Annotated in this window: 30 protein-coding genes; 17 read left to right on the top strand and 13 right to left on the bottom strand. The window is 64.0% G+C overall.

What is annotated here, in order from left to right; genetic code table 11:
- Window positions 1–14: 14 nt before the first annotated feature.
- The 4 genes from AC1DHL_RS03065 to AC1DHL_RS03050 form a co-directional block, all read right to left on the bottom strand.
- Window positions 15–578 carry a hypothetical protein gene (locus AC1DHL_RS03065; RefSeq protein WP_478160532.1) on the bottom strand — a complete coding sequence of 188 codons (564 nt, stop codon included), beginning with the start codon at window positions 576–578 and terminating at the stop codon, window positions 15–17.
- Between the two features lie 25 nt (window positions 579–603).
- Window positions 604–915 (bottom strand): hypothetical protein, encoded by a 312-nt coding sequence (locus AC1DHL_RS03060; protein WP_478160530.1) that lies wholly within the window; start codon window positions 913–915, stop codon window positions 604–606.
- A 43-nt stretch (window positions 916–958) separates the two neighbouring features.
- The gene (locus tag AC1DHL_RS03055) at window positions 959–1,372 is read right to left on the bottom strand and encodes a carboxypeptidase regulatory-like domain-containing protein (RefSeq protein WP_478104645.1); all 414 of its coding nucleotides are present in this window, start codon (window positions 1,370–1,372) and stop codon (window positions 959–961) included.
- A 157-nt stretch (window positions 1,373–1,529) separates the two neighbouring features.
- Entirely contained in the window at window positions 1,530–1,958 is a 429-nt protein-coding gene (locus AC1DHL_RS03050; RefSeq protein WP_478104644.1) for a PaaI family thioesterase, read from the bottom strand.
- Between the two features lie 66 nt (window positions 1,959–2,024).
- On the opposite strand from AC1DHL_RS03050, the gene AC1DHL_RS03045 reads away from it, so the two are divergent.
- Together AC1DHL_RS03045 and AC1DHL_RS03040 are read left to right on the top strand one after the other, a co-directional pair.
- A complete protein-coding gene (locus AC1DHL_RS03045) occupies window positions 2,025–3,272 on the top strand; it encodes a cation:proton antiporter (protein WP_478160528.1) in 1,248 nt (415 codons plus the stop codon).
- A gap of 58 nt (window positions 3,273–3,330) precedes the next feature.
- On the top strand, window positions 3,331–4,656 hold the full coding sequence (locus AC1DHL_RS03040) for an NAD(P)/FAD-dependent oxidoreductase (RefSeq protein ID WP_478160526.1): 1,326 nt from the start codon (window positions 3,331–3,333) through the stop codon (window positions 4,654–4,656).
- A gap of 18 nt (window positions 4,657–4,674) precedes the next feature.
- On the opposite strand, the gene AC1DHL_RS03035 is transcribed toward AC1DHL_RS03040, so the two are convergent.
- From AC1DHL_RS03035 to AC1DHL_RS03025, 3 genes are read right to left on the bottom strand one after another with little or no spacing between them, the layout of a single operon-like run.
- The gene (locus AC1DHL_RS03035) at window positions 4,675–5,214 is read right to left on the bottom strand and encodes a methyltransferase family protein (RefSeq protein ID WP_478160524.1); all 540 of its coding nucleotides are present in this window, start codon (window positions 5,212–5,214) and stop codon (window positions 4,675–4,677) included.
- Between the two features lie 41 nt (window positions 5,215–5,255).
- Window positions 5,256–5,663, bottom strand: coding sequence for a hypothetical protein (locus tag AC1DHL_RS03030; protein WP_478160946.1), 408 nt, complete (start codon window positions 5,661–5,663; stop codon window positions 5,256–5,258).
- A gap of 56 nt (window positions 5,664–5,719) precedes the next feature.
- Window positions 5,720–6,859, bottom strand: a complete 1,140-nt coding sequence (locus tag AC1DHL_RS03025) for an alpha-D-ribose 1-methylphosphonate 5-triphosphate diphosphatase (RefSeq protein WP_478160522.1) — start codon at window positions 6,857–6,859, stop codon at window positions 5,720–5,722.
- A 136-nt stretch (window positions 6,860–6,995) separates the two neighbouring features.
- Here AC1DHL_RS03025 and AC1DHL_RS03020 point away from each other — a divergent pair, with 136 nt between their 5' ends.
- Window positions 6,996–7,700 (top strand): DUF1045 domain-containing protein, encoded by a 705-nt coding sequence (locus tag AC1DHL_RS03020; RefSeq protein WP_478160520.1) that lies wholly within the window; start codon window positions 6,996–6,998, stop codon window positions 7,698–7,700.
- Window positions 7,701–7,717: 17 nt separating this feature from the next.
- Here the strand turns inward: AC1DHL_RS03020 and AC1DHL_RS03015 are convergent, their stop codons facing one another.
- Window positions 7,718–8,185, bottom strand: coding sequence for a low molecular weight phosphatase family protein (locus AC1DHL_RS03015; protein ID WP_478160518.1), 468 nt, complete (start codon window positions 8,183–8,185; stop codon window positions 7,718–7,720).
- Between the two features lie 143 nt (window positions 8,186–8,328).
- Between AC1DHL_RS03015 and AC1DHL_RS03010 the strand changes: the two genes are divergently transcribed.
- Together AC1DHL_RS03010 and AC1DHL_RS03005 are read left to right on the top strand one after the other, a co-directional pair.
- The gene (locus AC1DHL_RS03010) at window positions 8,329–8,535 is read left to right on the top strand and encodes a hypothetical protein (RefSeq protein ID WP_478104634.1); all 207 of its coding nucleotides are present in this window, start codon (window positions 8,329–8,331) and stop codon (window positions 8,533–8,535) included.
- Window positions 8,536–8,563: 28 nt separating this feature from the next.
- On the top strand, window positions 8,564–9,733 hold the full coding sequence (locus AC1DHL_RS03005; protein ID WP_478160516.1) for a mandelate racemase/muconate lactonizing enzyme family protein: 1,170 nt from the start codon (window positions 8,564–8,566) through the stop codon (window positions 9,731–9,733).
- 1 nt (window position 9,734) lies between these two features.
- Here the strand turns inward: AC1DHL_RS03005 and AC1DHL_RS03000 are convergent, their stop codons facing one another.
- Both AC1DHL_RS03000 and AC1DHL_RS02995 read right to left on the bottom strand, forming a co-directional pair.
- Window positions 9,735–10,514: a TSUP family transporter gene (locus AC1DHL_RS03000; protein ID WP_478104631.1), complete on the bottom strand. Its 780-nt coding sequence runs from the start codon at window positions 10,512–10,514 to the stop codon at window positions 9,735–9,737.
- Window positions 10,515–10,525: 11 nt separating this feature from the next.
- On the bottom strand, window positions 10,526–10,669 hold the full coding sequence (locus AC1DHL_RS02995) for a hypothetical protein (protein ID WP_478160514.1): 144 nt from the start codon (window positions 10,667–10,669) through the stop codon (window positions 10,526–10,528).
- 255 nt (window positions 10,670–10,924) lie between these two features.
- On the opposite strand from AC1DHL_RS02995, the gene AC1DHL_RS02990 reads away from it, so the two are divergent.
- Genes AC1DHL_RS02990 through AC1DHL_RS02975 form a run of 4 tightly spaced genes read left to right on the top strand, consistent with a single transcriptional unit; the run spans window position 10,925 to window position 17,269 of the window.
- Window positions 10,925–12,727, top strand: coding sequence for a type I secretion system permease/ATPase (locus AC1DHL_RS02990; RefSeq protein WP_478160512.1), 1,803 nt, complete (start codon window positions 10,925–10,927; stop codon window positions 12,725–12,727).
- Window positions 12,724–14,139 carry an HlyD family type I secretion periplasmic adaptor subunit gene (locus AC1DHL_RS02985; RefSeq protein WP_478160510.1) on the top strand — a complete coding sequence of 472 codons (1,416 nt, stop codon included), beginning with the start codon at window positions 12,724–12,726 and terminating at the stop codon, window positions 14,137–14,139. The genes AC1DHL_RS02990 and AC1DHL_RS02985 overlap by 4 nt, the downstream gene beginning before the upstream one ends.
- A 42-nt stretch (window positions 14,140–14,181) precedes the next feature.
- The gene (locus AC1DHL_RS02980; protein WP_478160508.1) at window positions 14,182–15,087 is read left to right on the top strand and encodes a hypothetical protein; all 906 of its coding nucleotides are present in this window, start codon (window positions 14,182–14,184) and stop codon (window positions 15,085–15,087) included.
- A 46-nt stretch (window positions 15,088–15,133) separates the two neighbouring features.
- A complete protein-coding gene (locus AC1DHL_RS02975; RefSeq protein ID WP_478160506.1) occupies window positions 15,134–17,269 on the top strand; it encodes a hypothetical protein in 2,136 nt (711 codons plus the stop codon).
- Window positions 17,270–17,423: 154 nt separating this feature from the next.
- On the opposite strand, the gene AC1DHL_RS02970 is transcribed toward AC1DHL_RS02975, so the two are convergent.
- On the bottom strand, window positions 17,424–18,338 hold the full coding sequence (locus AC1DHL_RS02970) for a LysR family transcriptional regulator (protein ID WP_478160504.1): 915 nt from the start codon (window positions 18,336–18,338) through the stop codon (window positions 17,424–17,426).
- 97 nt (window positions 18,339–18,435) lie between these two features.
- Between AC1DHL_RS02970 and AC1DHL_RS02965 the strand changes: the two genes are divergently transcribed.
- Genes AC1DHL_RS02965 through AC1DHL_RS02950 form a run of 4 tightly spaced genes read left to right on the top strand, consistent with a single transcriptional unit; the run spans window position 18,436 to window position 21,713 of the window.
- Window positions 18,436–19,701 carry an aromatic ring-hydroxylating dioxygenase subunit alpha gene (locus AC1DHL_RS02965; protein ID WP_478160502.1) on the top strand — a complete coding sequence of 422 codons (1,266 nt, stop codon included), beginning with the start codon at window positions 18,436–18,438 and terminating at the stop codon, window positions 19,699–19,701.
- A 1-nt stretch (window position 19,702) separates the two neighbouring features.
- Window positions 19,703–20,173, top strand: a complete 471-nt coding sequence (locus tag AC1DHL_RS02960) for an aromatic-ring-hydroxylating dioxygenase subunit beta (protein ID WP_478160500.1) — start codon at window positions 19,703–19,705, stop codon at window positions 20,171–20,173.
- Window positions 20,174–20,181: 8 nt separating this feature from the next.
- The gene (locus AC1DHL_RS02955) at window positions 20,182–20,499 is read left to right on the top strand and encodes a non-heme iron oxygenase ferredoxin subunit (RefSeq protein ID WP_478160499.1); all 318 of its coding nucleotides are present in this window, start codon (window positions 20,182–20,184) and stop codon (window positions 20,497–20,499) included.
- The gene (locus tag AC1DHL_RS02950; RefSeq protein ID WP_478160497.1) at window positions 20,496–21,713 is read left to right on the top strand and encodes an NAD(P)/FAD-dependent oxidoreductase; all 1,218 of its coding nucleotides are present in this window, start codon (window positions 20,496–20,498) and stop codon (window positions 21,711–21,713) included. Before AC1DHL_RS02955 ends, AC1DHL_RS02950 begins: the two co-directional genes overlap by 4 nt.
- A gap of 4 nt (window positions 21,714–21,717) precedes the next feature.
- On the opposite strand, the gene AC1DHL_RS02945 is transcribed toward AC1DHL_RS02950, so the two are convergent.
- Entirely contained in the window at window positions 21,718–22,194 is a 477-nt protein-coding gene (locus tag AC1DHL_RS02945) for a YqhA family protein (RefSeq protein ID WP_478160495.1), read from the bottom strand.
- A 397-nt stretch (window positions 22,195–22,591) separates the two neighbouring features.
- Here AC1DHL_RS02945 and AC1DHL_RS02940 point away from each other — a divergent pair, with 397 nt between their 5' ends.
- Together AC1DHL_RS02940 and AC1DHL_RS02935 are read left to right on the top strand one after the other, a co-directional pair.
- The gene (locus tag AC1DHL_RS02940; protein WP_478160493.1) at window positions 22,592–23,140 is read left to right on the top strand and encodes a hypothetical protein; all 549 of its coding nucleotides are present in this window, start codon (window positions 22,592–22,594) and stop codon (window positions 23,138–23,140) included.
- Window positions 23,140–23,616, top strand: coding sequence for a hypothetical protein (locus AC1DHL_RS02935; protein WP_478160491.1), 477 nt, complete (start codon window positions 23,140–23,142; stop codon window positions 23,614–23,616). Before AC1DHL_RS02940 ends, AC1DHL_RS02935 begins: the two co-directional genes overlap by 1 nt.
- Before the next feature lie 130 nt (window positions 23,617–23,746).
- Here AC1DHL_RS02935 and AC1DHL_RS02930 read toward each other — a convergent pair whose 3' ends face one another.
- Window positions 23,747–24,718: a LysR family transcriptional regulator gene (locus AC1DHL_RS02930; protein WP_478160489.1), complete on the bottom strand. Its 972-nt coding sequence runs from the start codon at window positions 24,716–24,718 to the stop codon at window positions 23,747–23,749.
- Window positions 24,719–24,878: 160 nt separating this feature from the next.
- Here AC1DHL_RS02930 and paoA point away from each other — a divergent pair, with 160 nt between their 5' ends.
- Window positions 24,879–25,517 carry an aldehyde dehydrogenase iron-sulfur subunit PaoA gene (paoA, locus tag AC1DHL_RS02925; protein WP_478104607.1) on the top strand — a complete coding sequence of 213 codons (639 nt, stop codon included), beginning with the start codon at window positions 24,879–24,881 and terminating at the stop codon, window positions 25,515–25,517.
- Entirely contained in the window at window positions 25,514–26,464 is a 951-nt protein-coding gene (locus AC1DHL_RS02920) for an FAD binding domain-containing protein (RefSeq protein ID WP_478160487.1), read from the top strand. Before paoA ends, AC1DHL_RS02920 begins: the two co-directional genes overlap by 4 nt.
- Window positions 26,465–26,466 lie beyond the last annotated feature (2 nt).

The raw sequence follows: 26,466 nt of genomic DNA, 5'->3' as shown, positions 1-26,466 counted from the left end.
GACGAAGCCCGGCGTCACCGCGTCGCGCGATGGGCGTAAAAGCTCGCCGGGGCGGATTCGAGGAGCACGGCGCCTGTCTTGTCGACGAGCGCCACCTGAAGCGTGTGTTCGACACGGTCCTCGGCCGCCCCCTGCCAGTCGCCTGCGGTGACCTTGAACTTCGCGGATTGATGACTCGACGGCAGGGCATTGCCGTCCAACGTCACCCTGATCCGGTCGCCTGCGCCCGCTCGCAAGGCCGGGCTGATGTTCACACTGACCGAGAACTCGCCCGTGTTCGTATGGATCGTGCTGCCATCCGCCGGCGATTGGATCGTCAACGACCTGTAGGGCGGCGGCGCGTTGTCGATCGATGGCGCCGGGGCCGTGGGCACCGGATCGGACTGGATCACGTTCGGCGGCGGCAGATCAATGACCTTGGCGCCCGGCGACGGCTCGTCGGAAAACACCGGACCGGCCTTGTCTTTCGACTTGTAGACGCTGTCTTGCGCGCCGGACAGCGTGCAGAACGCGACGAGGGCCGTCGCAGCGGCCGAGCGGGTCCACCTGCCGAACTTGAGCACGTCGCTGCTTCTCATAGGCCATCCTCCTCGGCGGGCGGCTTCAGCGCGCCCGGATGACGTCGGAGACTACGCCGTTCTCATTGACCGTGCAGTTCACGGCCGGCTTTCCCGGGCCGATGCTCAGGGTGACGACGTAGATGCCGTCTTGCATGGTCTGCGTGTCGCTGGTCGGCGTCACGCTTTCCTTCGGCACCTTGAACTCGCGGGCGACCGAGTCAATGCAACTGGTGCGCGACACCAACGGCGACATGAAGCCGCCAATGAGGGGTTTCGGCGGTTGGTAGTTGGCGCAACCACTCGCGAGCATGCCGAAGGCGACGGCGACCACAAAGGAAAGACTGCGATCCCACATGTTGACTCCTTGGACGGCCGGCCATCCGGCTTCGGGTGGCGGGCTAGAAGCTGAAATCGATCGCCTTCGGGCCACCGCCAATCGTGACGCTCTGCGACTTGGTCTTGCCCATCGCTTGTCCTTCGACGGTGTAGCTTCCGTCCGGCAGCTTGATCAGGCAGATGGGGCCGGTCGACGGAACCGTCAGAACGCTGGCGCCCTTTGCATCCTTGATCGTCACATTGACCGAGGCCATGTATTCGCCGCTGGCAGATGCGAACAGCAGCGACAGCGGGTAGTCCTTCCGGGCCGCGAGCATCGCCTTGGACGATGCTTGGCCAATGCCGCCGCACGTGAAGCTTGCGGCTCCCTGGGTTTGCAGCGGAGGTATGGCGGGCAGATCCTGGGCGAGCAGGGGCGCCGCCACGCAGGTGAGAGCGACGGCGGTGACGCGAACGGTCAAAAACGAGAGACGCATGCGAATCTCCTCAACGAGGGAAGGAGCCATTCAGGCCCCTGCATCCATTCTCAAAAAAGTGGGGCCGGGTGCGCCATCCCGGCGGCCACCTAGCTTCACGTACGTGGCACCCGTACTTGTGGTCGCTTGGCATTCGTCATCTCCAGACTTGGAATCGTCAACGCTGGCGTCCAACATTCACGATGGTGGCCTGCATGAGAGCAACCACCTTGTATGCATCTCCAGCGCCAGAAAACGCCCGGACTTCGCCGCTGCAGACCGTCAGGAGCTTTCCAGAGTTCTGCACCCGTCCGATGGCCAGGAAGCGCTCGCCGAGAGCCGGTCGTATGAGGTTGATTTTGAATTCCGCGGTGACGACCTCGAAACCAGGCGGTGCCTTCGTCAATGCTGCATAGCCACATGCGCTGTCGACAATGCTTGTCGTCGCGCCTGCATGAAGGTAACCATGCTGCTGAGAGAGGCCGATCGAGAAGGGCAACTCGATATGGACTTCGCCGTCCGCCACCATGACAAGGCGTGCACCCATGGTGGTCATCAGGCCTTGCGCGTTGAAGCTGTCCGCAATGCGTTTTTGAATGTCGCTCATCGGGGTTGTGAAAATGTGAAAGTGGAATCATGCGACATACTTCGGGTCGTTTTTTCCGGTTTGTCCATGTCACTCGCGCTCTTGCTCCTTCAACTGACCGTCATCCTGGTCGTCGCCCGGGGATGCGGCCTGTTGCTTCGCGCTTTCGGCCAGCCGATGGTCATTGGCGAGATGGCGGCCGGCATCCTGTTGGGGCCCGTCGTGCTCGGGGCGCTGTTTCCCCAATGGCATGCACAACTGTTTCCGCCGGACTCGCTGCAAGGTCTGTCGTCTTTGGCATCCCTGGGTATCGTCGTGTTCATGTTCGTGGTCGGCGCCGAGCTTCGCGCGCCGAGTGGCATCGTCGCGCAGGTCAAGGCTGCGGGCTGGGTCGGCGTCTGCAGCATGGTGTTGCCTATGGTCCTCGGCCTGTCGATCGCGCCCGTCCTCCATCCCACGTTGGCGCCCAGTGGATCGCCGTTCTGGCCGTTCGCCCTCTTCCTCGGCGTGGCGCTGTCGATCACGGCCTTTCCGGTGCTCGCGCGCATCCTGAAGGACCGCCACATGACGCAAACGCGGATCGGGCAACTGGCGCTGGGTGCGGCGGGCGTGGTGGACTCGTTGGCTTGGGTGCTGCTGGCCCTGGTCGTCGCCTTCGCGAGTTCGGGGGCGGGATTCGAGGGTTTCTTCAGGATCAGCCTGGGGCTGGTCGCGCTGGTCGCCGTCGTGTTCGTCGTCATCAAGCCCGCGCTGGCCCGAATGCTGCGGGTGCATGCGCCAGACGGCGTGCCCTCCTCCATGGTGCTGGCGGCCCTCATGATCGGACTGCTCGCCTGTGCCATGGTGACCGAGTGGCTGCATCTCCACGCCGTCTTCGGCGCCTTTCTGTTCGGGGTGAGTCTGCCCCGCGATGACCGACTGCTGAAGCATCTGATCGAGAGGCTGGAGCCCTTGTCGATCATCGTGCTGATGCCGATCTTCTTCGCGCTCGCGGGCCTGGGGACAACGCCGGGCGCGTTCGCCGGCGCCGGGCTGGGAGCCATGGGGCTGATCTTGCTGGTGGCGATGTTTGGCAAGATCGCGGGCGGTGCGGCCGGCGCGAGGGTGTGTGGCTATGGTTGGCGAGAAAGCCTTGCGACCGGCACGCTGATGAACTCACGCGGCCTGATGGAGTTGATCGTCATCAAGGTCGGACTGGATGCGGGATTGATCGGTGCCGAGCTGTTCACGATGCTGCTGGTCATGGCGCTGGTGACGACGGCCGCAACGGGTCCGTTGCTCACGCTCATGGCCCGACCTGGCCACGCTCCGGTCGGCACGACGCCAAACCGCTGATCGCCAGCGGCAGCGCGCCATTGGAAATTGGAAATTGGAAGAGAAGGAAAGTCAGCTCATGCAAGCAGTTCAGGAATGCGATGTGCTCGTCATCGGTGGAGGGCCTGCGGGTTCGACCATCGCAGCGCTTCTCGCGCGCGAAGGTCGAAGCGTGGTGTTGCTCGAGAAGGAGCATCACCCGCGATTCCACATCGGCGAATCGCTGCTGCCGGGCAATGTCGATCTGTTCGACAAGCTCGGCGTGCGCGCTGAAGTCGACAAGATCGGCATGCCCAAGTTCGGGATCGAGTTCGTGCCGCCGGACCTCGACTACTGCAGCTACGTCGATTTCTCGGAGGGGTGGGACCCCACCAAGGACTCCGCGTGGCAGGTGCGCCGTTCGGAGCTCGACGAACTGTTGTTCCGCAATGCCGCCAAGGTGGGCGCGCTGGCCATTGAGGGCGCCAAGGTGCGCGAGGTCGATTTCGACGACACCGGCGCCACGGTGCATGCGCAGCTCGACGACGGCGACAGCCGAACATGGCGAACGCGCTTCGTCGTCGATGCCAGCGGCCGCGACACGCTGTTGGCCAACAAGTTCAAGTGCAAGAAGAAGAACGCGCATCACAACAGCACCGCGCTCTTCGGGCACTTCCGCAACGCGCGGCGGCTGGAAGGCAAGCGTGAGGGCAACATCAGCATCTGCTGGTTCGAGCACGGCTGGTTCTGGTTCATCCCGCTGGCCGACGGCACCACCAGCGTCGGCGCAGTGTGCTGGTCCTACTACCTGAAGGCGCGAGACAAGCCGCTGAAGGAGTACTTCTTCGACACCATCGCGATGTGCCCGGAACTGCACGACCGGCTGAAGGACGCGACGCTGGTCGACGATCGAGTGCACGCGACGGGCAACTTCTCGTATTCGAGCTCGCACGCGACCGGCGCGCGCTACCTCATGGTGGGCGATGCCTTCACCTTCATCGACCCGATGTTCTCGTCGGGTGTGTTCCTGGCGATGCAGAGCGCTTTCGACGGCGCACAACTCGTGCAGACGGCGCTGGACCGGCCACAGCAACTGGCCGAGGCGCGGAAGGAACTCGAGAAGCGCATGCGCGTGGGCCCGCGCGACTATTCATGGTTCATCTATCGCGTCACGAACCCGACGATCCGGGACATGTTCATGCATCCGCAGAACATCCTCAACGCAAAGCAGGGGCTCATGTCCCTGCTCGCCGCCGATATCCATCAAGGGCGTGGGTATCGCCGGTCATTGTGGATGTTCAAGGTGGTCTATTACTTCGTCTCTCTGGTGAACTGGCGCCGGACGTATGAAGGATGGAAACGCCATCGCTTCAACATTCGCGACATGGGGCCACTGCGCGGAGAGACCATTCAGAAGGCAGATTGAGCCGGCGTTCGTTCGACTTCAAAGCGAAAACGGAACAAGCGCCGGAACGCGCTGGCTGTAGGCGTCGTACGCTTCACCGAACTGCTCACGCATCCAGCGCTCTTCCATGCGCAGCTTTCGTCGGAAGGAAAGGAAGACAAGCACGACCGCGACCACGCCCGCGAGGTCCCCTCGTGCAAAGGCGGAGCCGATGAACGCCAGCAGCAGGCCCGTGTAGATCGGGTGACGGACGATCCTGTAGGGGCCACTGGTGACGAGTTCGTGGTTCTCTTTCACCGTCACCGTGCCGCTCCAATTCCTGCCCAGATATGCGCGCGCCCACACGCTGAACAGAAGACCCATCAGCGTGACGGCCGCGCCGATCCAGAAGGACCATGCGGCGCGCGGAACGATGCGCTGATCGAGCAGCGAGACAGCGACGTTCGGACGCCACAGCAGGCCCATGGCCAGCATCAGAGGGACGATGTGCAATAGCCGAGAGCGAACCGACTCATGGCGCACAGTGGCCTTGACGTTGCGCGACATCGCCCACCAATACGCCGCCCAAGCCAGCCACATGGCCGGAATCAAGGATCGAGAGACGAGATGCATCGGCAACCCTAGTGCTGTCCGGAAATCCTCGCCCACGCAGCGCGAAGCCGCCTGGCGCGGTCTTCGAAGAGGTAGGAGCCAGCCAGCGTCAGCAGACCCGAAATCACGCCCGTCACGATGGCTTCGGCAAAGGGGATGTCGTAGTGATTCGCGTGCGAGTAGGCGTCGCCCAACATCGTCAGGCAGCCGACGACCAGTGAGTTGCCGTATCGGTTTGAATAGAGCTTTGCCGCCGGCGTGAACGTCAAGAGCACGGCAAGGATCCCGGTGGCCAGGCCCGTCTGAAGTGCGGTCGCCCAGTGGGCAAGGCTCATGAGATTGCCCCAGCTGCCCGGCATGCAGGTCATGCACGCGCTGGTCGGCTGCCAGAAGCGCTGGAGAAACAGCCTGACGCGGCGCTTCCAATCGCTTGACATCATGGATCCCCCTTCGATGGTCATGGCGACCGTCCTCCAGGTTTGAGTGCAGGGTTTCAGGCCACCCGCCGCCCGCGAGACCAGGTTTCGCACACGACCGGCACGCTGCCCACGCGGCGCACGCGAAGCACGTCGGCGCGCAGGCCCTGTGCGATGCGGCCGCGATCGCGCAGGCCGCTGGCGACCGCGGGGCCGCTGCTGACGATGGCCACGGCTTGCGGCAGCGTGCAGGTGCCAATGTCCACGAGGCGCCAGGCTGCCTGCAGGAGGCTGGCAGGCACGTAGTCCGACGAGAGGCTGTCGACCAGGCCTTCACGTGCAAGGTCCGTCGCCGACGCATTGCCGGAGTGCGAACCGCCCCGCACGACGTTCGGCGCGCCCATGACGGTCGACAACCCCAGTTCCCGGGCACGACGCGCCGCTTCCAGCGTGGTCGGAAATTCGCTCATCGACGCGCCCAGGCGTTTCGCCTCTTCCACGTGCTCGGCGGTGGTGTCGTCGTGTGTCGCCAGCGAGATCTCATGCGCGCGAGCGAAGTCGGCGAACCATCGGCGATTGGGTTCCGCATGGAGCGCCTGCCGCTCAGGTGCAATGCGCACTTCGTCGGCGAACTTGGCGTCGCTCCAACCCTTCTTGCCCGTGTAGTAGACACGGGCGTGTTCCAGATCGTGCCATTGACGCTGGCCCGGTGTGTGGTCCATCAGCGAGATCAGGCGCAGGCGGCGGTGCTTGGCAAACGGCGCGAACAGTTCGCGCGCATTGGCCGCCGGCAGTTCGCAGCGGATGTGGATGAAATGGTCGGCGCGCAGCGTGCCGGCTTCCTCCAGCGTGTCGAGGACCTGAAGCAGGTCGCTCTGGTCGTGGGAGCGGAAGCCATCGCCGTAGGGGTCGCCGACGCCGATCGCATCGAGCACCGTGGTGATGCCGTTCGCGGCCATCTCGGCATCGTGCGCCTGGACGGCAGGCTGCATCGGAAACTTGACCTTGGGGCGCGGCATCACGTGCCGCTCCAGGTTGTCGGTGTGCACCTCCACCAGGCCGGGCAGCAGCCAGTCACCGTTCCAGTCGATCGCGCCGGGCCGCGTGCTCGCACCGTGGTCGATGGCGGCGATGCGTCCGTCGTTCAGGCAGACGTGGCCCGAGATGACCTCGCCATCGAGCACGATGCGGGCGTTGTGGATGACAGTCTCGGTCATTGGGTGATTTCCAGTTCGGCGGATGCGGCAGCAGCAGCAGGTCTGACGGAAGGATAAACCGGCGCGCCATACTCGAACGTGCGATGACACCACTGCCAATGAACGAAATTCCCGACCCCGGCGAAGGCCCGAAGGCATGAGCTCGGGCGACGACCGCTACGCCGTCTACTGGGCGCCCGACGCTGCGCATCCCCTGTGGGCTGCCGGTTGTGGCTGGCTCGGGCGCGATCCGCAGTCGAGGATGGATGTCAGGCCGCAGCCGCCGCGTGCGAACGTCGCCGCGCCTGCGCGCTACGGCTTCCATGCCACCTTGAAGGCGCCCTTCCGGCTGGCGGCCGGGAGATCGTTGCAGGACCTGAGACGCGCTGTCGCCGCACTGGCGGAGCGGCACCGCGATTTCGAGATGCCCACGCTGGAAGTTGCGTGGCTGCAGGACTTCGTCGCCTTGCGCCCCGTGCTGGCGCCGGACCCGGGACATCCGCTGCGGCAACTGGCCGACGCTTGTGTCAGCGAACTCGACGAATTTCGTGCGCCTGCGCCTCCCGGCGAATTGGCCCGGCGCGCTGCGGAAGCTGCTGGCGACGCATCCAGCCTGGCGCGGCTCGCGCGCTGGGGCTATGCGCATGTTTTCGACGGCTGGCGCTTTCACATGACGCTGAGCGACCGCTTTGCCGACCGAGGCTCGCTCACTGCGAGGCAATTCGAACAAGACGCGCGCACCTGGTTTTCCCAGAGCCTGGTGCAGCCGTCGCGCTGTGCTGCGCTCAGCATCTTCCACGAAGCCGGCGCCGGGGAGCCCTTTCGCATGATTGAACGGCTGCCGCTCGATGGCGGGGCGTGAACGGAGCCGTGCGGACCTTATTGCAAGTGCGCCAGATCGCGGACGTCCGATCGGATCGCCGCCGCATCGGCGCCGTGCAGCGGCAGGCTGATCATCAGTTCCAGGCGCCGGCGCAAGGCGTACAGCGTCTGGATGGCTGCATGGGCGGCTTCTTCAGGACTGTCGAGGGCCGCAACGTCCGGAAACGCCCACAAGGCAGCGGCGGGCTGGCCCGGCCATCGCGGCTGGAACGCCAGGGTCGCCTCGTCCAGGGTAATGACGAAATCCGCCCTGTGCGAGCTTGCGCGCGCCAGTTCGTCCCACCCCCGAGGATGCACCGGCGGCACCGGGATGCTCGCACTGGCGAGTGCGCCCATGGCGGCCGGATGTAAGGCCACACTGACATAGCCTGGCTGGCCGCACGACAAAGCCGTGAATCGATCCGCGCCGAGGTGCGCAAGACAGGCCTGGGCCAAAATGCTCCGCAGCGAGTTGCGGCGCGACACGAAAATCACCTCGAAGCGCTTTGCGACCATTGAAATGCGATTGCAACGAATGACAAGACATAGCGTAGAGCCGGCGATGCAATATGCGCAAGCGCGCCGACCAGGGCCCGTCGAAACGAGACCGTGTCTCAACGGAGCATTCCATGAGCAAAGACCTTGACCGGCTGAAGCACCTCGTCGTCAAGATGCAGGTTCGGTATGGGGAGAGCGATCCCGACGTCCAGCAACTGGTGGCGGATGTCGAGGCGCTCGAAGCCTACGAAGCGAAGGGGCGCCACGCGTTCGACACGCAGGCGTTGCCGCAGCAATGGGACCGGAGGATGCGCCTGGGCGACGGCGCCCACGCCTGACGGCCGCCGCGCGGGGGACAATCCGCGGATGACTTCGAACGCACCGGACAACGCCTCCTCTTTCACCGTGGAGCGCTTCGACGTTTTCGTGTTCCGCGCCCCTGCCGATCCGCCGGTGCAGACCTCCTTCGGGATCATGCGCGACCGCCCCGCGGTGCTGGTGCGGCTGACCGATGCCGACGGTGCGGTGGGCTGGGGCGAGATCTGGTGCAATTTTCCGACCGTGGGCGCCGAGCATCGCGCACGCATGGCGCTGGCCTACTGCCGTCCGGCAGTCACAGGTCGCGCCTGGTCGCATCCGCGCGAATGCTTCGATGAACTGACGCGCCGTTTCGCGGTGCTCGCGCTGCAGACCGGCGAGCACGGAACGCTGAACCAGATCGTGGCGGGTGTGGACACCGCCCTGTGGGACCTGTACGCACGGCGCAAGGGCCGCCCGCTGTGGCAGGTGCTGGGCGGCGCCGAGGCGCAACCCGTGCAGGTCTACGCCTCGGGCCTCAACCCTGGCGAGCCCGAGAAGCTCGCGCTGCAGAAGCGCGACGAGGGCTACCGCGCGTTCAAGCTCAAGGTCGGCTTTGGCGCCGAGCGCGATCTCGCCAGCCTGCGCGCCCTGCGCGACGCACTGGGCAACGAGGCCACGATGATGGTCGACGCCAACCAGGCCTGGGACTTCGACGAAGCCTGCAAGGCCGGCGAGCGCATGGAAGACTTCGACCTGTTGTGGCTCGAAGAGCCGTTGCGCGCCGACCAGCCCGCACAGCGCTGGAAGGAACTGGCCGAGCGCCAGTCGCTCACGCTGGCCGGCGGCGAGAACCTCGCGGGCTTTGCGCAGTTCCGCGAGTTCATCGCGGCCGAGGGCATGGCAATCATCCAGCCTGATCTCGGCAAATGGGGTGGTTTCAGCGGCTGCCTCGAAGTGGCGAAGCAGACCCTCGCTGCTGAAAAATGGTATTGCCCGCATTGGCTCGGCGGCGGCATCGGCCTGGTCGCGTCGATGCATCTGAAGACCGCCGTCGGCGGACCGGGCTATGTCGAGGTCGATTCGAACCCGAACCCGTTGCGCGAACTGCTCGCGGTGCCCAACTTCAAGGTCAACGACGGCTGGGTGCAACTGTCGAACGAACCCGGGCTCGGCGTGGCGCCGGACCTCGCGGCCTGCAAGGATTTCGTGGTCGACCTGCCGCTCGTCGGCCTCTGAATCAGCCCTGCGCGATCGTGATCCATGCGCTCGCGATCAGCGTCGAGCCGGCGACGGCCAACAGGCCGCCGACCAGCCATTTCAGCGTGCGCGGCTGGAGCTTGTTCGGCAGCCGGTGATGCAGCCGCGTCGCACCGTAGACGACCGGCATCGCGCACCCGGCCAGCAGCGCCGAATACCATGAGAAGTGGCCCGTCGGCAGAACGATCACGAGCCGCACCAGCGAGTTGAACGCGAACATCAGCAGCAGCGCACGGCGCACGAGTTCCCGATCCAGCGGCTGGCGGTACATGTGGAAGACGATGGGCGGCCCCGAACTGGAGAACAGCCCCCCGAGCACGCCCGACAGCCCGCCGATGACGGCAAAGCTCGTCGGCCCCGACACCGTGGCAAGCGGCTTGGCCTGCATCACCAGCAGCACTGCGCAGCCGAGGATCGACACGCCCAGCAGGCCCCGAAGCCACACCACCGCACCGCCGCTGAGCCAGGTGAGCAGCATCAGCCCCACGATCACGCCGACCGTGCTGCCGTTGAGCGCCGGCCTCATCAACTTCCACGGCACCACACCCGGCCGTGCACGGAAGTAACTCCATCCATTGACCAGGCTCAACACCGTGGCGGCGTTGGCCGCATCGCTCACGCTCGCGATATGGAACACCGACACCAGGCCGAGCAGGATCAGGCTGAACGCGAAGCCCGTGAGGTTCTGCGCGTAAGTGGCCAGCGCCACGCACGCCATGAAGACCAGCACCGGGCCGGCCTCGGAAAGAATCGCTTGCACCGATGATGACGTCAGTGGACGCCGCTCTCGAAGCCGGCCCGGCCACGCGCCTCGCCGGTGCTTGGGGTGCCCGACATCAGCCGCGTGCCGAGCGTTAGTCCGGGCTGGGCGAGGCGGTTGCGGAATGCGTTGGAAAGAGGGTCTGAGGCGGACATTCCTGTGAGCTTACCCGCTGAGGCTCAGTAGATCGGCGGCTCGGACAGTTCTTTGTCCCTGGACTCTTCAACTAGCTCGGCGTGTGCGCTGCTTCGGAGCGAACGTACCACGCGCTCGGGAGGCAGCGAATGAGACGAATCTCATCGACAGCGGCCTCTCCTTACCCGAGGCTCAAGTGAAAGAAAACGAGCGCGTATCTCTTCTTGCCGTCGGGGGAGTCGGGGTCCGCGCATCAAGAAAAGGTGGAGGAGTCCTTGTTGGTCCCGGTTCCCAAATCTTCCGCGCGCATCCCTGCTTCAGTGGCTCCCGCACAGGACGAGCGCATCCTTGCGTGGCCGACATCGGGCGAATGGCCCGGCGCTTTCCTGGCAGGAACCATCGTTCATCTGCTTCTGCTGATTCCTACGCTGGTCACGCTGCAAATCTACGACCGCGTTCTGTCCAGTCGTAGCACCGAGACCCTGCTCATGCTGCTCGCCGCCGCAGCCTTGTCGCTCGCGGCATGGTGGGTGGTCGATACCTCCCGCGTTCGCTGGCATGCGGCGCGTGCGGCCGGATTGGAGGACCAGCTTACGCGCGCGCTGATGCCGTTGACGCTCCATGTACCTGCCGTGCAGGCAGGCTCAGTGGCACAGCAACTGTTCCGGGACATCGGCACCCTGCGCGCATTCGTCGGCGGCCCCGCATTACTCGCGTTGATCGATCTCCCTTGGTGCGTGGTCTACCTGCTGGTCCTCGCGGGCTTCCATCCGCTGCTGGGCGCGGTGGCGCTCGCTGGCATGCTGACCCTGATCGGGCTCGCGTGGCTCACCGAATGGCGATTGCGCCGCGCGGTGGCATCGGCCGAGCAGGCCCATGTGCGGGCGCACCGCATGAGTGGCGAGGTCGCGGCCTTCACGGACGTGCTGCAGGCACACGGTCAACAGCATCAGGTCGGTGACGCACTGATCGCGATCAGGGGCGAGGCCTCCATGGCGCGGATGAATGCCGACCTGCCGGGCCACGGCTTGAAGGGGCTCGGCAAGCTTGCCCGCCAGGTTCTCCAGATCGCCATGCTCGCCACGGGCGCGTGGCTGGTGCTGCAGGGGCAGGCCACGGGCGGCGTGATGATCGCCGGCAGCATCCTGCTCGGCAAGGCACTCGCGCCGCTGGAGGTGCTGATCGGCGGTTGGAAGCAGCAACTGCAGGCGCGCGAGGCGCTCGCCCGGCTGCGGCAGGCCCTGGCGTCCGAAGCCCGTGGCGTGAGTCGAACGCCCGAGACGATCCTGCCGCCGACCAAGGGCGAATTGAACGTGAGCCATCTGGCGGTGCGGCCATCGCCCACCGGGGTCGCGATCCTGCACAACGTCAGCTTCGATCTGCCCGCAGGGGGGATGCTCGCGGTGCTCGGCTCCAGCGGCAGCGGCAAGAGCACGCTCGCCCGCGTGCTGGCTGGCGTGCAGGCGCCGACCCAGGGAGAGGTTGCCATCGACTGCGCGGCCCTGCATCAGTACGGGGCGCAGGCCCGTGGGCAGAGCACCGGCTTTCTTCCGCAGGAAGTCCTGTTGCACTCGGGCACGGTTGCCCACAACATCGCGCGCCTGTGGCGACCGACCGGGAAGCTGACGCAGGAGCAAAGCGATGCCGTCGTGCTCGCAGGGCAGCGCGCGGGCGCGCATGAGCTGATTGCCGCACTGCCGAAGGGATACGACACCCTGATCGGCCAGGAGCCCGGCGCGCACGTCCTCTCGGGCGGGCAACGCCAGCGCATCGCTCTGGCCCGCGCGATCTATGCGACACCGGGCGTGGGCGAGCCGAGCCTCGTGGTGCTGGATGAACCCAACAGCCAGCTCGACGCCGAAGGCGAAGCCGCGCTGGAGCGCTGCCTGCATGGCCTGCGCGAGCGCAGGCGCACCGTCGTCGTCGTCACCCACCGCCCGCACCTGATCGGCCTCGCAAGCCACGTACTGGCGCTCGCGCAGGGGACGGTCGAACAATTCGGCCCGCGCGAGCAGGTACTGCAATGGATGGTCAAGCGCAATCAAGCCAGGATCGCAAACCGGACGGCCACTTCATGAGCGTCATTGATCAAGCTGCCGCGAATGATCCCGCCGCCGATCCTTCGCCCGCTTGGCAGCAGGAGATGCGCCGCGCATTGCGTGCCGGGGTCTGCGGCACGGTGCTCGGGCTCGTGGCCTTGAGTGCATGGGCCGCGCTTGCGCCGCTGGCCGCCGCCGTCATCGCCGAGGGAACTGTCAAGTCGGTCGGCAACCGCAAGACCGTGCAGCACGCCGAGGGCGGCATCGTCGCGGCCATCCACGTGAAGGACGGTGACCGGGTGACGCAGGGCCAGCCCCTCATCACGCTGGCCGACGCGCGCGTAGCCGCAGGCGCTCAGTCCCTGCGCGAGCAGTGGATCGTGAACAGCCTGAAGGTGCAACGCCTGAGCGCCGAGACGCGCGGAACGGCCTTCACGCCCGACTTCCGCGCACTTGAGCAGCAGGATGACCACGCGGGCCACAACGAGACGAGCGGAACGGATGAGGCGGACGAAGCGCAGGTTGCGCTCCTCGCGCAGCGCGAGCTGGAGCTGTTCACCGCGCGTGCCCGCCAGCAGGCCGAACAGGCCCGGTGGTTGAGCGAACAACTGTCGCAAATCCAGAGCGAGACCAAGACGCAGACCGAACTGATCGCCACCACCGAATCAGCCCTCCGGCTCGCGCAGCAAGACCTTGCGATGAATGAGAGGCTCAAGGCTGACGGCTTCATCAGCGCCGCCAGATTGGCCGAACTGCAGCGGGTCGTGGCGGACTACCGCGCGCGAGTGCAAGGCGGGCAGAGCCAGCTGTCGCAGGCCCGCCAGAAGGAGGCCGACACGCGCCTGAAGCTCTCGGCGCAGCGCACCGAGTTCGCGCGTGCGGCGGCTGATGAGCTGAAGGAGATCACCGCGCAGCTCGCGCAGACGACGCAGGCGCTGCGCCCCGCGCTCGATGCGCAGACGCGGCAGCAAGTGGTGGCCCCGGTGGACGGTGAAGTGGTGGGCCTGAAGGTGCATACCGTGGGCGCGGCCATCGGCCCGCGCGAGCCCCTGCTGGACATCGTGCCGACGAACTCCGAGCTGGTGATCGAAGCGCGCATCGCTCCGACTGACATCCGCGATGCGCAGAAGGCCCTGGCGCACGGGGCGCTCGCGCATGTGATGCTGCCTGCCTATCGCACGCGCGCCACGCCCAAGGTGGATGGGCGCGTGACCTATGTCGGGGCGGATCGCCAAGTCGACCCTCAGGCCCCCAATGCGCCGTACTACGTCGCGCACGTCAACGTCAGCCCTGAAGCACTGGACACCGCCAGCGGGCTTGCCGGCCAGCCGCTGGTGCTGTCACCGGGCATGCAGGCAGAGGTCTTCATCCCGACCGCCGAGCGCAGCGCGTGGCGCTACCTGTTCGATCCGGTGCTCGACGGCATCCGGCACAGCTTGCGCGAACGCTGAGCCGGGGCACTACATGACCAAAACAACGACGAAGAGCTATTGATGATCCAACCGCCTCCATCCGAGAACACGTCCGCCTCCCCGCCTGCCGAAGAAGAAGCCAGCACGCGCCCGAGCCACCGAGGGCGTTGGGTCATCCTCTTGCTATTGGCCTTCTTCGCGATTTTGGCCCTCGCCGCGTGGTTCGCGCTGCGCGTTGTCGGACACAGCATGAATGGTTTTCAGCCGCCGGAAATGGCGGCCGCGCAGTTCTCTCACCGCGACGTGTTGGGTGACCTTGGGGGGATGCCCGTCATGATCCCGAGGCATTTCGCCAACTACGTGGAGTACGACGGCGACCCCGGATTTGGCGAGAAGCGCAAGGGCCCCGTACCGGAGCGCACCCAGCAGTCCAAGCTCAAAAGCTTCGGATATGACGTGCGCCTCCCCGACATGGTCGGCATGTCCAGTGCGGAGATACGGAAGGACAGGCAGCGCTATACGGTGTTTGATACGCCCTGGATTCACGTCGGTGTGAGTACCGGCCAAAGCTACTGGGGTGACGGCTTCCTGGATCGCTTGACTGCCGGGCTATCGCGCCCTCCGGTGCTCGGCTACGACAGATACGAAGTGCTTCCGCAGACCGAGTACGGCCTGACCGTCTATGCACCTGCCGGCATCGACCCGAAGACCGACCGACCATATCGGGAGAACCGCAACGCTAGCGATGTGTTTATCCATCGGGCCAAGGACGGAAAGGTCGATGCCTATATCTCGTGCAGCAACGTACCTCACGAGGCCGCTCCCTGCCAGCACTTCTTCAGCTTGGAGCCCGCAGTGCGCGCAAGGGTCTCAATGCGTTACAGGCGGGGCCACCTCTCGCAATGGCGGGAGATTCAATCGGCGGTCACCGATCAACTCATGAGCTTTAGAACCAAGGACGCCAATCCTTCCACAGTGAATCGGTAGGCGTCCGTTCGACCCGATTCACATAAGCAATCAAGAAGAAGCACACATGCCACAAAACTTAACTCTGGCTGAAATCGAGCAATACCAAACGCAAATCAAGCAAGGCGGCATCAATGCGGTCCTGCAGGTCTATGACAGTCTCTACGAGAGCGGCTACAACTATGCAGGTTGGGCTGGAGGCGTCGCCCGCGGCGACTCCATCTCCGGTCAGGCTGCATTGCAATTCATGCAGAGCAGCGCCGCCATGGGCCTATCCGGCGAAGCAGGGCAGAACCTCAACCCACTGCAACTCGATGCGTTGCGAGTGGACATGGCGCTCGGTTATCTCCAAGCGCTTGGGAGAGCCGCGCAGGGCCAGGGAGGTTCCGTCAATCAGGATTTGGATTTCGAGGCAACAAAGAACTTCCACGGACAAGCGTTTGAAAAATATGGCCTTTCTCTCGCCAACTGGACGCTCACAACGCCAATGGATTTGATCGAACGCACCGAGGGGCCACAGGCTGTGGAAGACCTTTGGGCCCGCATTCGCGAAACAGGCGGCGACGGCCCGGACGGCCTGGTCATCAACATGATTCTGGCCCAGCGGATGGGCGCGCTCGCTTTCAATCCTGACCCCACGATCAGCGGTCCCGCTCAACAGTGGATGGACCAGACGCCGGGTGTCGCCAACCTTGCGCAATGGGGCCGCACGCTCGACGTTGCTTGGGATGCGCTCATTGAGGCAACGGCAGTCACCATCGTTGATGGAGACATACAGACGAGGTACTACGCCAATGGAGTGAAGGTGGAAACGAGCACCCATGTCTATGACGCGATCGAGTACGGGGCTATCAAGGTGGGTTCGGATTGGGTTCCGTACTCGGTCCAGATTACATCTCCCAGTGGCGTCGTTCAGTACATCGGCAAGTCGGGCACCGCCACCTCCATCAACGGACAAGTGACTCGCTACGAGGCCACAGAGACCAACGGTGACCAAACGATCAGGGAGTTCGATCACAACGGCAATATGTCCAAGCTGATCGAAGTCGACGGCGCCCATGACAACGCTAACTATGCGACGCGCTCGATGACCTACGACGCGCAGGGCCGCACCTTCATGACCGAAACCATGATGGACGACGGCACGAGAAGCGAGGACTATTACTACTTGGACTTCAATCCTTGGTTGCCTTTGGGCTCCTCCTCGACGCACTATGACGCGCAGGGCCGCAACGACGCTTCCACCTTCCGGATGAACGACGGCTCCGCGTACTCATACCGTTATGACGTGGACGGCAGTCAGCCATGGTCCTCCACCTATTCGCTGCACGACGCGCAAGGCCAAATCTACAGAACCGAAGTCACGATGGATGACGGCACGCGGGGCCTCTACGTGTACGGCGTGTACGGTGATGGGTCCGTGACGTATACGCACTACGACGCGCAGATGCGCAGCGACTTGGAAGAAGTCACGATGAGCGACGGCTCGCGTGAAGTCCTCCGCTACGACCCGACTAACACTTCGAATTGGTCCTTCATCAAGGAGCACTACGACACGCAGGGTCGCAATGACTCGGGCCAAATCAGGATGAAGGACGGGTCGCGGACCGACACCCTGGTCGACGCGAGCAACAGTCAATCATGGGCCGCCATCCAGTCACACTACGACGCGCAGGGCCGCAATGACGCTACCAATGTCTGGATGGACGATGGCACCCTGGGCGTGATTGAGAACGACGTGAACAACAGTCAGTCTTGGTCCTCCATCGTGAACCAATACGACGCCCAAGGCCGCATCGAACTCAGCAGCGTTCGCAGGGACGACGGCGGCCGCAGGGATACCTTCTTCGACAGCGACGGAAGTCAGGACTGGAGCAGCACGATCACCGACTACGATGCATCAGGTAGAAAGGCCACTTCGACGCAGTACCTCGACAACGGCGAGCGTATCGAGAGAACGTACTTTCCTGACCAGCATCCCGATGCTTTCTCTGAGAGCCACTTCTATGCCGATGGACGCGGAGCGGGCGGAACAATCCTGTTCGACGGCTATAGCTCCAAACTCTTCATTGGCGGGAACGATATGGCCGGAGAATTTGTCGGGGGCGTGCCCGACGAATGGCTGATCGAACTTGGGGTGACTTACACCTTTCACGAACCCGATGCCCAGGTCATCGTAGGTCCGATGGAACCCGCATTGTGATTGCAGAAACACGCTCTCCGTGCCGGTCTCGATCAATGGCAAGGCGCTGGAACTGATTCTCGAAACGTCGGCCATTCGGGCGGTGGATCGTTGATCGGCATTGTGTCCCCTTGGGTTGAGCTGCTGCGGCTTCGAGCGCATCCACGCGCTCGATTCAGCCGAGCGCACTTTCGCCATGTAGCCGCACGATCAGCGACCGCAGCCATGTGATCGCCGGATCCTTGTGATAGCGGCCATGCCAGAACAAGCTGATCGCGATCTCCGGCAGCTTGGCCGGATTGCGGACGTATGACAGCCCGAAGGGCTCTACCAGGGCCTGCGCGAGCCGTTCCGGCACGGTCGCGACCAGGTCGGAGTCATGCAGGATGTGCCCGACCGCCACGTAGTGCGGCACCGTCAGGACGACCTTGCGCGCAATGTTCTTGCGCCTCAACAGCTCGTCCGCCTTGCCGTGGCCGGTTCCCTCCGACACCACGACGACGTGTTCGGCCGCAGAAAACTCGCCGAGGGAAATCGAGCGCTTGTCGAGCGCGTGGCCGCGCCGGAACATGCAGACGTAGTGCTGCTTGAACAGCCGCCGCTGAAAGTAGCCCGCCTTGAGTTGCGGCAGCAATCCGATCGCGAGGTTGACGTGGCCGGCTTCCATCTCGTCCTGCAGGTTGACTGCCGTGTTGCGCACCGTGCTGAGCGAAACGCCCGGGGCGACGCGCGACAGCTCCTTCATCAGCTTGGGCAGGAAGTAGATCTCGCCGATGTCCGTCATCCCGACGGTGAAGGCGCGGGTCGAAGTGGCCGGGTCGAAGGTGGCCCGCTGATTGATCGCCGTGTGAATCACCTGCAGCGCGCGTGCCGTGGGTTCGGCGAGTTGTTGAGCGAACGGCGTCGGCTCCATGCCCTTGGGCGTTCGGAGGAACAGCGGATCGTCCGTGAGCTTGCGCAGGCGCGCCAGCGCATTGCTCACGCCGGGTTGCGAAAGCCCCAGGCTGGTCGCAACCTTCGAGACCCGGCGATCGATGAGCAACTGATTGAAGATCACCAGGAGATTGAGATCGATGTCCTTGAGCTCCACGACGCCTCACATTCGCGAAATCAATAAAAACTATTCTTCATATTCTATTGAACGATGACGCCAGGATGACGATCATTGCCCCAACAAGGAGACATGCATGGACGACACATCAGCCGTTTTTCCCCGGCAGATCCATTGGGAAGACCAAGGCACGAGCCGCATCCCCTTCATGGCCTACACGGAGGCCGACCAGCATCGACGCGAACTCGAGCGCTTCTTCTATCGCGGTCACTGGTGCTACGTGGGGCTGGAAGCCGAGATCCCGAACGCCGGTGACTTCAAGCGCACGGTCGTCGGCGAGCGCTCCGTCATCATGGTCCGCGATGCAGAGGGCGCCATCAACGTCGTCGAGAACGTGTGCGCGCATCGCGGCATGCAGTTCTGTCGCGAGCGGCACGGCAACAAGAAGGACGGCGGATTCACCTGCCCTTATCACCAGTGGAACTACACACTCAAGGGCGACTTGCAGGGCGTGCCCTTCCGCCGCGGCGTGAAGCAGGACGGCAAGGTCAACGGAGGGATGCCGGCCGACTTCAAGACCGCGGAGCACGGCCTCAACAAGCTGAAGGTCGCGACGCGCGGCGGCGTCGTTTTCGCGTCCTTCGATCCCGAAGTCCAATCGTTCGAAGACTTCATGGGGCCGACGATCCTCGGCTACTTCGACCGCCTGTTCGACGGTCGCAAGCTGAAGATCCTCGGCTACAACCGCCAGCGCATTCCGGGCAACTGGAAGCTGATGCAGGAGAACATCAAGGACCCCTACCATCCCGGCCTGCTGCACACCTGGTTCGTGACTTTCGGGCTCTGGCGTGCGGACAACAAGTCGGAACTGAAGATGGACGACCACCACCGGCACGCCGCGATGATCTCGACGCGCGGCGCGAGCGGCAAGGCCGACCAGGTCACGCAGGTTTCGAGCTTCAAGGAGAGCATGCAGCTCAACGACGACCGCTTCCTCGACATCGTCCCCGAGCCCTGGTGGGGCGGCCCGACGGCGGTGATGATGACGCTGTTCCCGAGCGTGATCCTGCAGCAGCAGGTCAACAGTGTCTCGACGAGGCACATCCAGCCGAGCGGTCCCGGAAACTTCGACTTCGTCTGGACGCATTTCGGATTCGAGGACGACGACGAAGTCATGACGCGGCGGCGACTTCGCCAGGCCAATCTCTTCGGGCCCGCGGGATTCGTGTCGGCGGACGACGGCGAAGTGATCGAGCTTTCGCAGAAGGGCTTCGAGCAGAAGCCCTTCCATCGCACGCTGGCCGAATTGGGCGGGCGCGAGGTCGGCGACACCGACCACATGGTCACCGAGACATTGATCCGCGGCATGTACGAGTACTGGCGCAAGGTCATGGAGGCCTGAGATGGAGTTTCAAGACTACTTCGAGCTGAGCCAGCTCTACGCCGAGTACGCCAGCGCCGTCAGTTCCGGGCAGTGGGACCTGTGGCCTGAGTTCTTCACCGAAGACTGCACCTACCGCCTGCAGCCGCGCGAGAACTTCGAGCGAGGCTTTCCGTTGGCCACGTTGTCCTTCGAGAGCAAGGGAATGCTCAAGGACCGCGTCTATGGCATTCGGGAAACGTTGTTCCACGATCCCTACTACCAGCGCCACGTCGTCGGCGCGCCGGTCGTCCGCAAGTCGGAGCCCGGCCGCTTCGAATGCGAGGCCAACTACGCGGTGTTCCGAACGAAGCTTTCGGAGCTGTCGTCGGTCTTCAACGTGGGTCGATACATCGATGTTGTCGTGCGCACTGAACAGGGGCTGAAGTTCGCGTCGCGGCTTGTCATCTACGACAGCGAAATGATCCCGAACTCCGTCATCTACCCACTTTGAGAACAGACATGAACGAACAGCTTTGGACCGACGCCGCACTCGTCGACGATGTGCCGGCCGACGACGTCGTCGGCATGGTGATCGACGGGCGCGACATCGCGCTCTACAGCGTGGATGGCGAGATCTACGCAACCGACAACATCTGCACGCACGGTCATGCGCGTTTGTGCGAAGGCTTTCTCGAGGGGCACGAGATCGAGTGCCCCTTGCACCAAGGCAAGTTCGACGTCCGCAACGGGCGGCCAACGTGCGCGCCGGTGACCGAAGCGATCCGGTCCTACCCGGTCAAGATCGAAGCCGGACGGGTGTTTCTCTCGCTGACATGACCACCGAGACCATCGCCATCGTGGGCGCCGGCCAGGCCGGTGGCTGGGCGGCGCAGACGCTGCGCAACGAGGGGTTCAAGGGCAAGGTGCTCTTGGTCGGCAACGAGGCGCATCGGCCCTACGAACGCCCACCCTTGTCCAAGGCGGTGCTCTCGGGAGAAGCGCCCGCGGACAGCACCTACCTGGTGAAAGCGGAGGCCTTCGATGGTCTCTGTATCGACTGGCGGCCGAACGTCAGCGCAACCTTCATCGACAAGTCCACGAAGCTGCTTCACCTGTCGCAGGGGGAGTCCGTTCGCTACGACAAGCTGATCCTGTGCAACGGCGGCCGGGCGCGGCGGTTGAACATTCCCGGCGCGGACCTGCCCGGCGTCTTCACTCTGCGCAGCATCGAGGATGCAAAGGCACTCGGCGCTGCGCTGTCGGCAGGCAAGCACCTGCTCGTGGTGGGCGGCGGCTGGATCGGGCTCGAAGTCGCCGCGACCGCGAGGAAGAAGGGCATGGACGTGACCGTGGTCGAAGCGATGGGCCGCCTGTGCGAGCGCACCGTTCCGCCGGAAATCTCGAACTACCTGCATCAACTGCATACCGATCACGGCGTCGATATCGAACTCGGCACCGGCATCGAACAGTTGGCGCCCGCGCTGCAAGGCGGCCTGACGGCCACGTTCACCGATGGGCGCCAGCTCGTGTGCGACGCGGTCCTGATCGGCGTCGGCCTGATCGCCAATGACGAACTCGCGCGCGAAGCAGGATTGGACTGCGACGGCGGCGTGCGGGTCGATTCACAATGCCGTTCGTCGGATGCCGACATCCTCGCTGCGGGCGACGTCGCGACATGGCATTGCGAATGGGCCGGCCGACGGATGCGGCTCGAGTCATGGCAGAACGCCCAGGAGCAAGGGATCGCCGCCGCACGATCCGCACTCGGCATCACGGTGAATCACCAGCCCGTGCCCTGGTTCTGGTCGGACCAGTACGACATCAATCTCCAGATCTTCGGCATGCCTTCGCCTGCTCACCGCGTGGTGGTGCGTGGCGATCAAGGCTCGAAGAGCTTCGTGATGTTCTTCCTCGATGGGGACAAGGTTGTCGCGGCCCTGGGGCCCAATGCGGCCAAGGATTTGCGATTTGCGCGGCGCCTGATCGAGCGGCGCACCAGCGTCGATGTTGATCGACTTGCAGACACCGGGGTGCCGCTCGCGAAGCTTTGAGCGGCTACTCCCTTCGCGCGTTGTTCTTCATCAGGAAGAAGGTCAGCGCAGCGATCACGAGCGCCAGCCCCGCGCCGAACGCAGCGATGTCGCTGCCGCCTTCCCAAGCGACGACCTCGCGCAGGAACAGAACCGACAGGACGGCGATGACAACGCTCACCAGGTTTCCCTTGAGGTCCTCGAGGTTGTGGACTTCGAGCCATTTCGGCAGCGGCAGCTTGTCATCGATGAACAATGAATAAAGGCCGATGCTGATGAGGTAGACCGCGATCCCGATGAGGAAGACGTCAACGGCCTCGACGATGCCCACCGCGAAAATCTTGACCGCCTTGGCCGAGACCGAACCGTTGTGGGTCGCCTCGACGAAAGTCGCGCAAAGCGCGACCGCTTCGTACAGGATCAGCGCGAGTGAGCCCAGAAACGTTCCGATGACGGGAATGATCATGATGTATCGGCTCGAGGCCAGGACTCGTCGCATCATCTGAAGAACTCCTCTTTATGTCCTCGGCGTGGATCCGCGATGCGGCCCATTGTGATGGCAAATCGGACTTGCCAGTTAGACAGGCGAGTGATCTCCGAGGCGTGCATAGAATGCAAAAAAATTCTGCGCACAGGGAGAAATAGGTGATTCAGCACTTCGCCATCGGACATGGCATGGCTGGCCGGAAGCTTCTATCGAAGCTTCGATCAGCGTTCCAACGCAGCCCGCGAACGACGGAATTCGCGGCGCCTGTTGACTCAATCAATTTGACAATTCACAAGGATCGTCGTGGAGCCTGCTCGCTCGCGGTCTTCCTTGTTTGTGGGCCGGACTTGCGCTCAGCGCTTGCTCGTCGACGACCCGCGCACCACCCCATGTTCATTTGGAGGAAAAGATCATGTCCAGTCCAGGTCCCGCGGCGGCACTACGCCCTGATGCGCCCGAGGTGCTGCGTCGGTTGTTGGCGCTGATTGACACCTTGCATCAACCGGGGGACTTGACGATTGAACGGGTGGCGCATTTCAGCGGAATCGCCATGACTCCGTTTTCTGACAAGCCCACAAACGACACGTATGTGATATCCCAGCCGCTCACGGAGATGTGGCGGTACAGCTACAACTGGGGACCGAATCGCGCAACGCATCTTCCCGGCCTGGGCTTTGGGTTCTACGAAACCGAGAAATATCGCGGTCAAGATCCACCCATGACGGGAATCTGCCAACTCGACGTGGCGCAGTTTCACGAGGCACTGTTCAAGATGGGTTATCGGCATGTCGGCAATACGCGTCGCGAAAGCGCGGCCCGCCAATACCAACGCAGACTGACAAAGGTCGAGATTGGAATCTTCGGCGAAAGTGGCGAAAGCCTCGAAAAGATCTCGCACGGTTGCGTCAGCAGAGTCTCTATCGGTTTCCTCGTTGAATACATGGATCTGGGGGCGATGTAGTGAGCGTCATCAGCCCCCAGCTCGAGCGGGTGATTCGCGAGGTTGGCGACCCGACGTCGGCGGCCTATCGAAATCTGCGCGCCGTCATTGAAGAGTCGCCGGTGCTGATGCAGCAGATGAACGAAGCTGTCGCACAAGGTCATCTGAAACATTTCGCGCTGATGTTTGCAAGCGAGAACGCTGGGGCCAGCTACAGCCCCGACACACAAACCGTCAACCTCAGGCAAAGCAATCTTTCGGATTTCGATGGCCGCAACGCGCTGACCTTCCTCATGGGCCATGAACTCCAGCATGGCATCAACCGTGAGCGTACCAGCAAGGTCTCCAAAGGTTCGACCAGAACGTCCGGCGTGTGCTGGAAAGCGGCCAGCCGGTCCACGACTACAGCCCGGCGTTGGACCAGATGCTCTCGATCAACCGCAGCGATGAGGCCAGCGCGCACATTGCCGGTTGGAACGCGTTGGTCAGCCGAGTGAAGCGTGGCAATCCAGAAGCCGACTTGTCCGACGTCGGCAACTTGGCGAGAGAGGTCAGCTACGTCACCGACTTTGTCGAGAAAAAGCAGATCGCTGGCTCGCCGGCGCTATAGCTTGTTTTCTGATCCTCTCACTGCCGCGGATAGGCCTTGCGCCCCTTCGCCTCCGCAACCTGCAGTTCCTTCGCCGTCATGACGTAAGCCGTGTTGTTGACCAGCCGACGAACAGCCAGGTCGATGAAGGCCTTGACACGCGCGGGCTGGGCGGTGCGGCTTCCGTAGTAGACGAAGGTGCTGGAGTAGTCGGCCACGTGCGCGGTCAACAACGGCACCAGGCGCCCGGCTCGAATGTGCGATGCGGCCGTGACGCCGGTCACCAACCCGAGGACATGCCCGGCCAGCACGGCCTCGGTCTCCAGTGCTTCATCGTTGACGCACAACGCGGGAACCACCGGGTACTCGACCATGCCGTCGTCGACCTTCACAAACCAGGGAAGAACCCGGCCCGTGCTCGAATGGCGAAAGGCGCTGCAGCGATGCGCGGCGAGCGCGTTGAGGTTGTCCGGCGCCCCATGACGGGAAAGGTACGCCGGCGCTCCGCAGATGATGAGTTGCAAGGGAAACAGCTTGCGTGCGATGACGCCCTCGGCAGGAGAAGGCCCGACACGAAATCCCACATCGACGCGGTCTTCCACCCAGTTGCCGATCCGGTCGTCCAGTTGCACGTCAGGCTGCACTTCCGGATGCATGCGGCAGAACTCGTCGAGCACGGGCCACAGCACCGGCGCAAAGGTCGAACGCGGTCCGACGATGCGCAGCGGCCCCGCGATCTCGTCCTTGGCCTGGCGCGCCATGTGGAGCGCACGTTGCAGCCCGAAGAGCGAAGGTTGCGCGGCTTCGAGAAACTGTCGCCCTTCATCGGTGAGCGACAGGCTGCGCGTCGTGCGGTGAAACAGCCGCACGCCGAGGTGCTGCTCCAGTTGTGCCAACGCCTGGCTCGCCGCCTGCGGCGTCATGCCCTGTGCGGCTGCAGCCTGCCGCAGGCTGCCCAGTTCGGCAGTCTTGGCAAACGTCGCGATGGAACGCAGTTCGTTGATCGGCATGGGGGCCCCTTTTCTCCTTCGATTATCAACAGCAGCTTGACAGTCCTTCAAGCCTGAAGGGTCTATTCGGCGCTAACACGCAGCCATAAAGTTCTGTGGAAGATGGGCTCTTCGAGCCGGCTATTCCCTGCAATGAAGCGATCAAGGAGCGGAACGCAACATGACAACGCCCGATGAATTCACGATTTCCCGACGCGGCCTGTTGAAGGCCGGTGCGGCATCCGCATCGGTGCCGGCAATGGCCGCCGCGTCGGCAGCCACGCCGACCCACGCCTCGAAAGGGCCGGGGCCCTCGACCGTGACGCTGAGCGTCAACGGCAAGACCCACCGCCTCGTGCTCGACACTCGCACGACATTGCTCGATGCGTTGCGCGAGCATCTGCACCTTACCGGCACCAAGAAGGGTTGCGACCACGGGCAATGCGGCGCGTGCACGGTGATCGTCGACGGCCGGCGGATCAATTCGTGCCTGACGCTCGCGGTCATGCATGAAGGGGCCAAGGTGACCACGATCGAAGGTCTTGGAACGCCCGGCAACCTCCACCCGCTGCAGGCAGCGTTCGTGAAGCATGACGGCTTCCAGTGCGGCTACTGCACGCCGGGACAGATCTGCTCGGCAGTCGGCATGCTCGACGAGGTCGCCCACGGCGTGCCGAGCCATGTCACCGCCGATCTGACGGGCACACCCCGGCTCACGCCCGCCGAACTCCGCGAACGCATGAGCGGCAACATCTGCCGCTGCGGCGCCTACAGCAACATCGTCGAAGCGATTTCCGAAGTAGCGGAGGTGAAGACATGAAGGCCTTCACCTTCGAACGCGCGACATCGCCCGCGCAGGCCGTCGCAGCCGCCGCGCGCACGCCCGACGCACGCTTCATCGCCGGCGGCACCAACCTGCTGGATCTCATGAAGCTGGAGATCGAGACACCCGGCCATCTGATCGACGTGAATGGCCTCGGCTTCGACAAGATCGAGAGCACACCCGACGGCGGACTGCGCATCGGTGCGCTGGTGCGCAACACGGACCTTGCCGCCGACGCCCGCGTGCGGCGCGACTACAGCCTGCTGTCGCGCGCATTGCTCGCGGGCGCGTCCAGTCAGTTGCGCAACAAGGCGACGACCGCGGGCAACCTGCTGCAGAGAACACGCTGCCCCTACTTCTACGACACCAACCAGGCCTGCAACAAGCGCCAGCCCGGCAGCGGCTGCGCGGCGATCGGCGGATTCAGCCGACAGCATGCGGTGGTCGGTGCCAGCGACGCATGCATTGCGACGCATCCCAGCGACATGGCCGTCGCCATGCGCGCGCTCGATGCGAGTGTCGAGACGATGCGCCCGAACGGCTCGCGCCGGGTCATTCCGATCGCGGACTTCCACAAGCTTCCCGGTGCGACGCCGCATGTCGAGACGACGCTTCTGCCGGGTGAGTTGATCACGGCGGTCAAGCTGCCGAGCCCCGTGGGCGGCCGGCACATTTATCACAAGGTGCGCGACCGGGCGTCCTATGCGTTTGCGCTGGTGTCGGTCGCCGCCATCGTGCAGCGGGACGGCACCGGCCGCGTGGCGCTGGGCGGGGTCGCCCACAAGCCCTGGCGGGTCGAAGCGGCAGAGCACGAATTGCCCCGCGGAGCCAAGACGACCACGACCGTGCTGCTTGCCGACGCCAAACCCACTGAACAGAACGCGTTCAAGGTGACGCTGGTCGAGCGCACGCTCGAAGCGGTGCTGATCGATGCGAGGAGCTGAGC

Source organism: Variovorax sp. 10L426, assembly GCF_056395305.1.
This window is presented reverse-complemented; position numbering and strand designations above follow the sequence as displayed.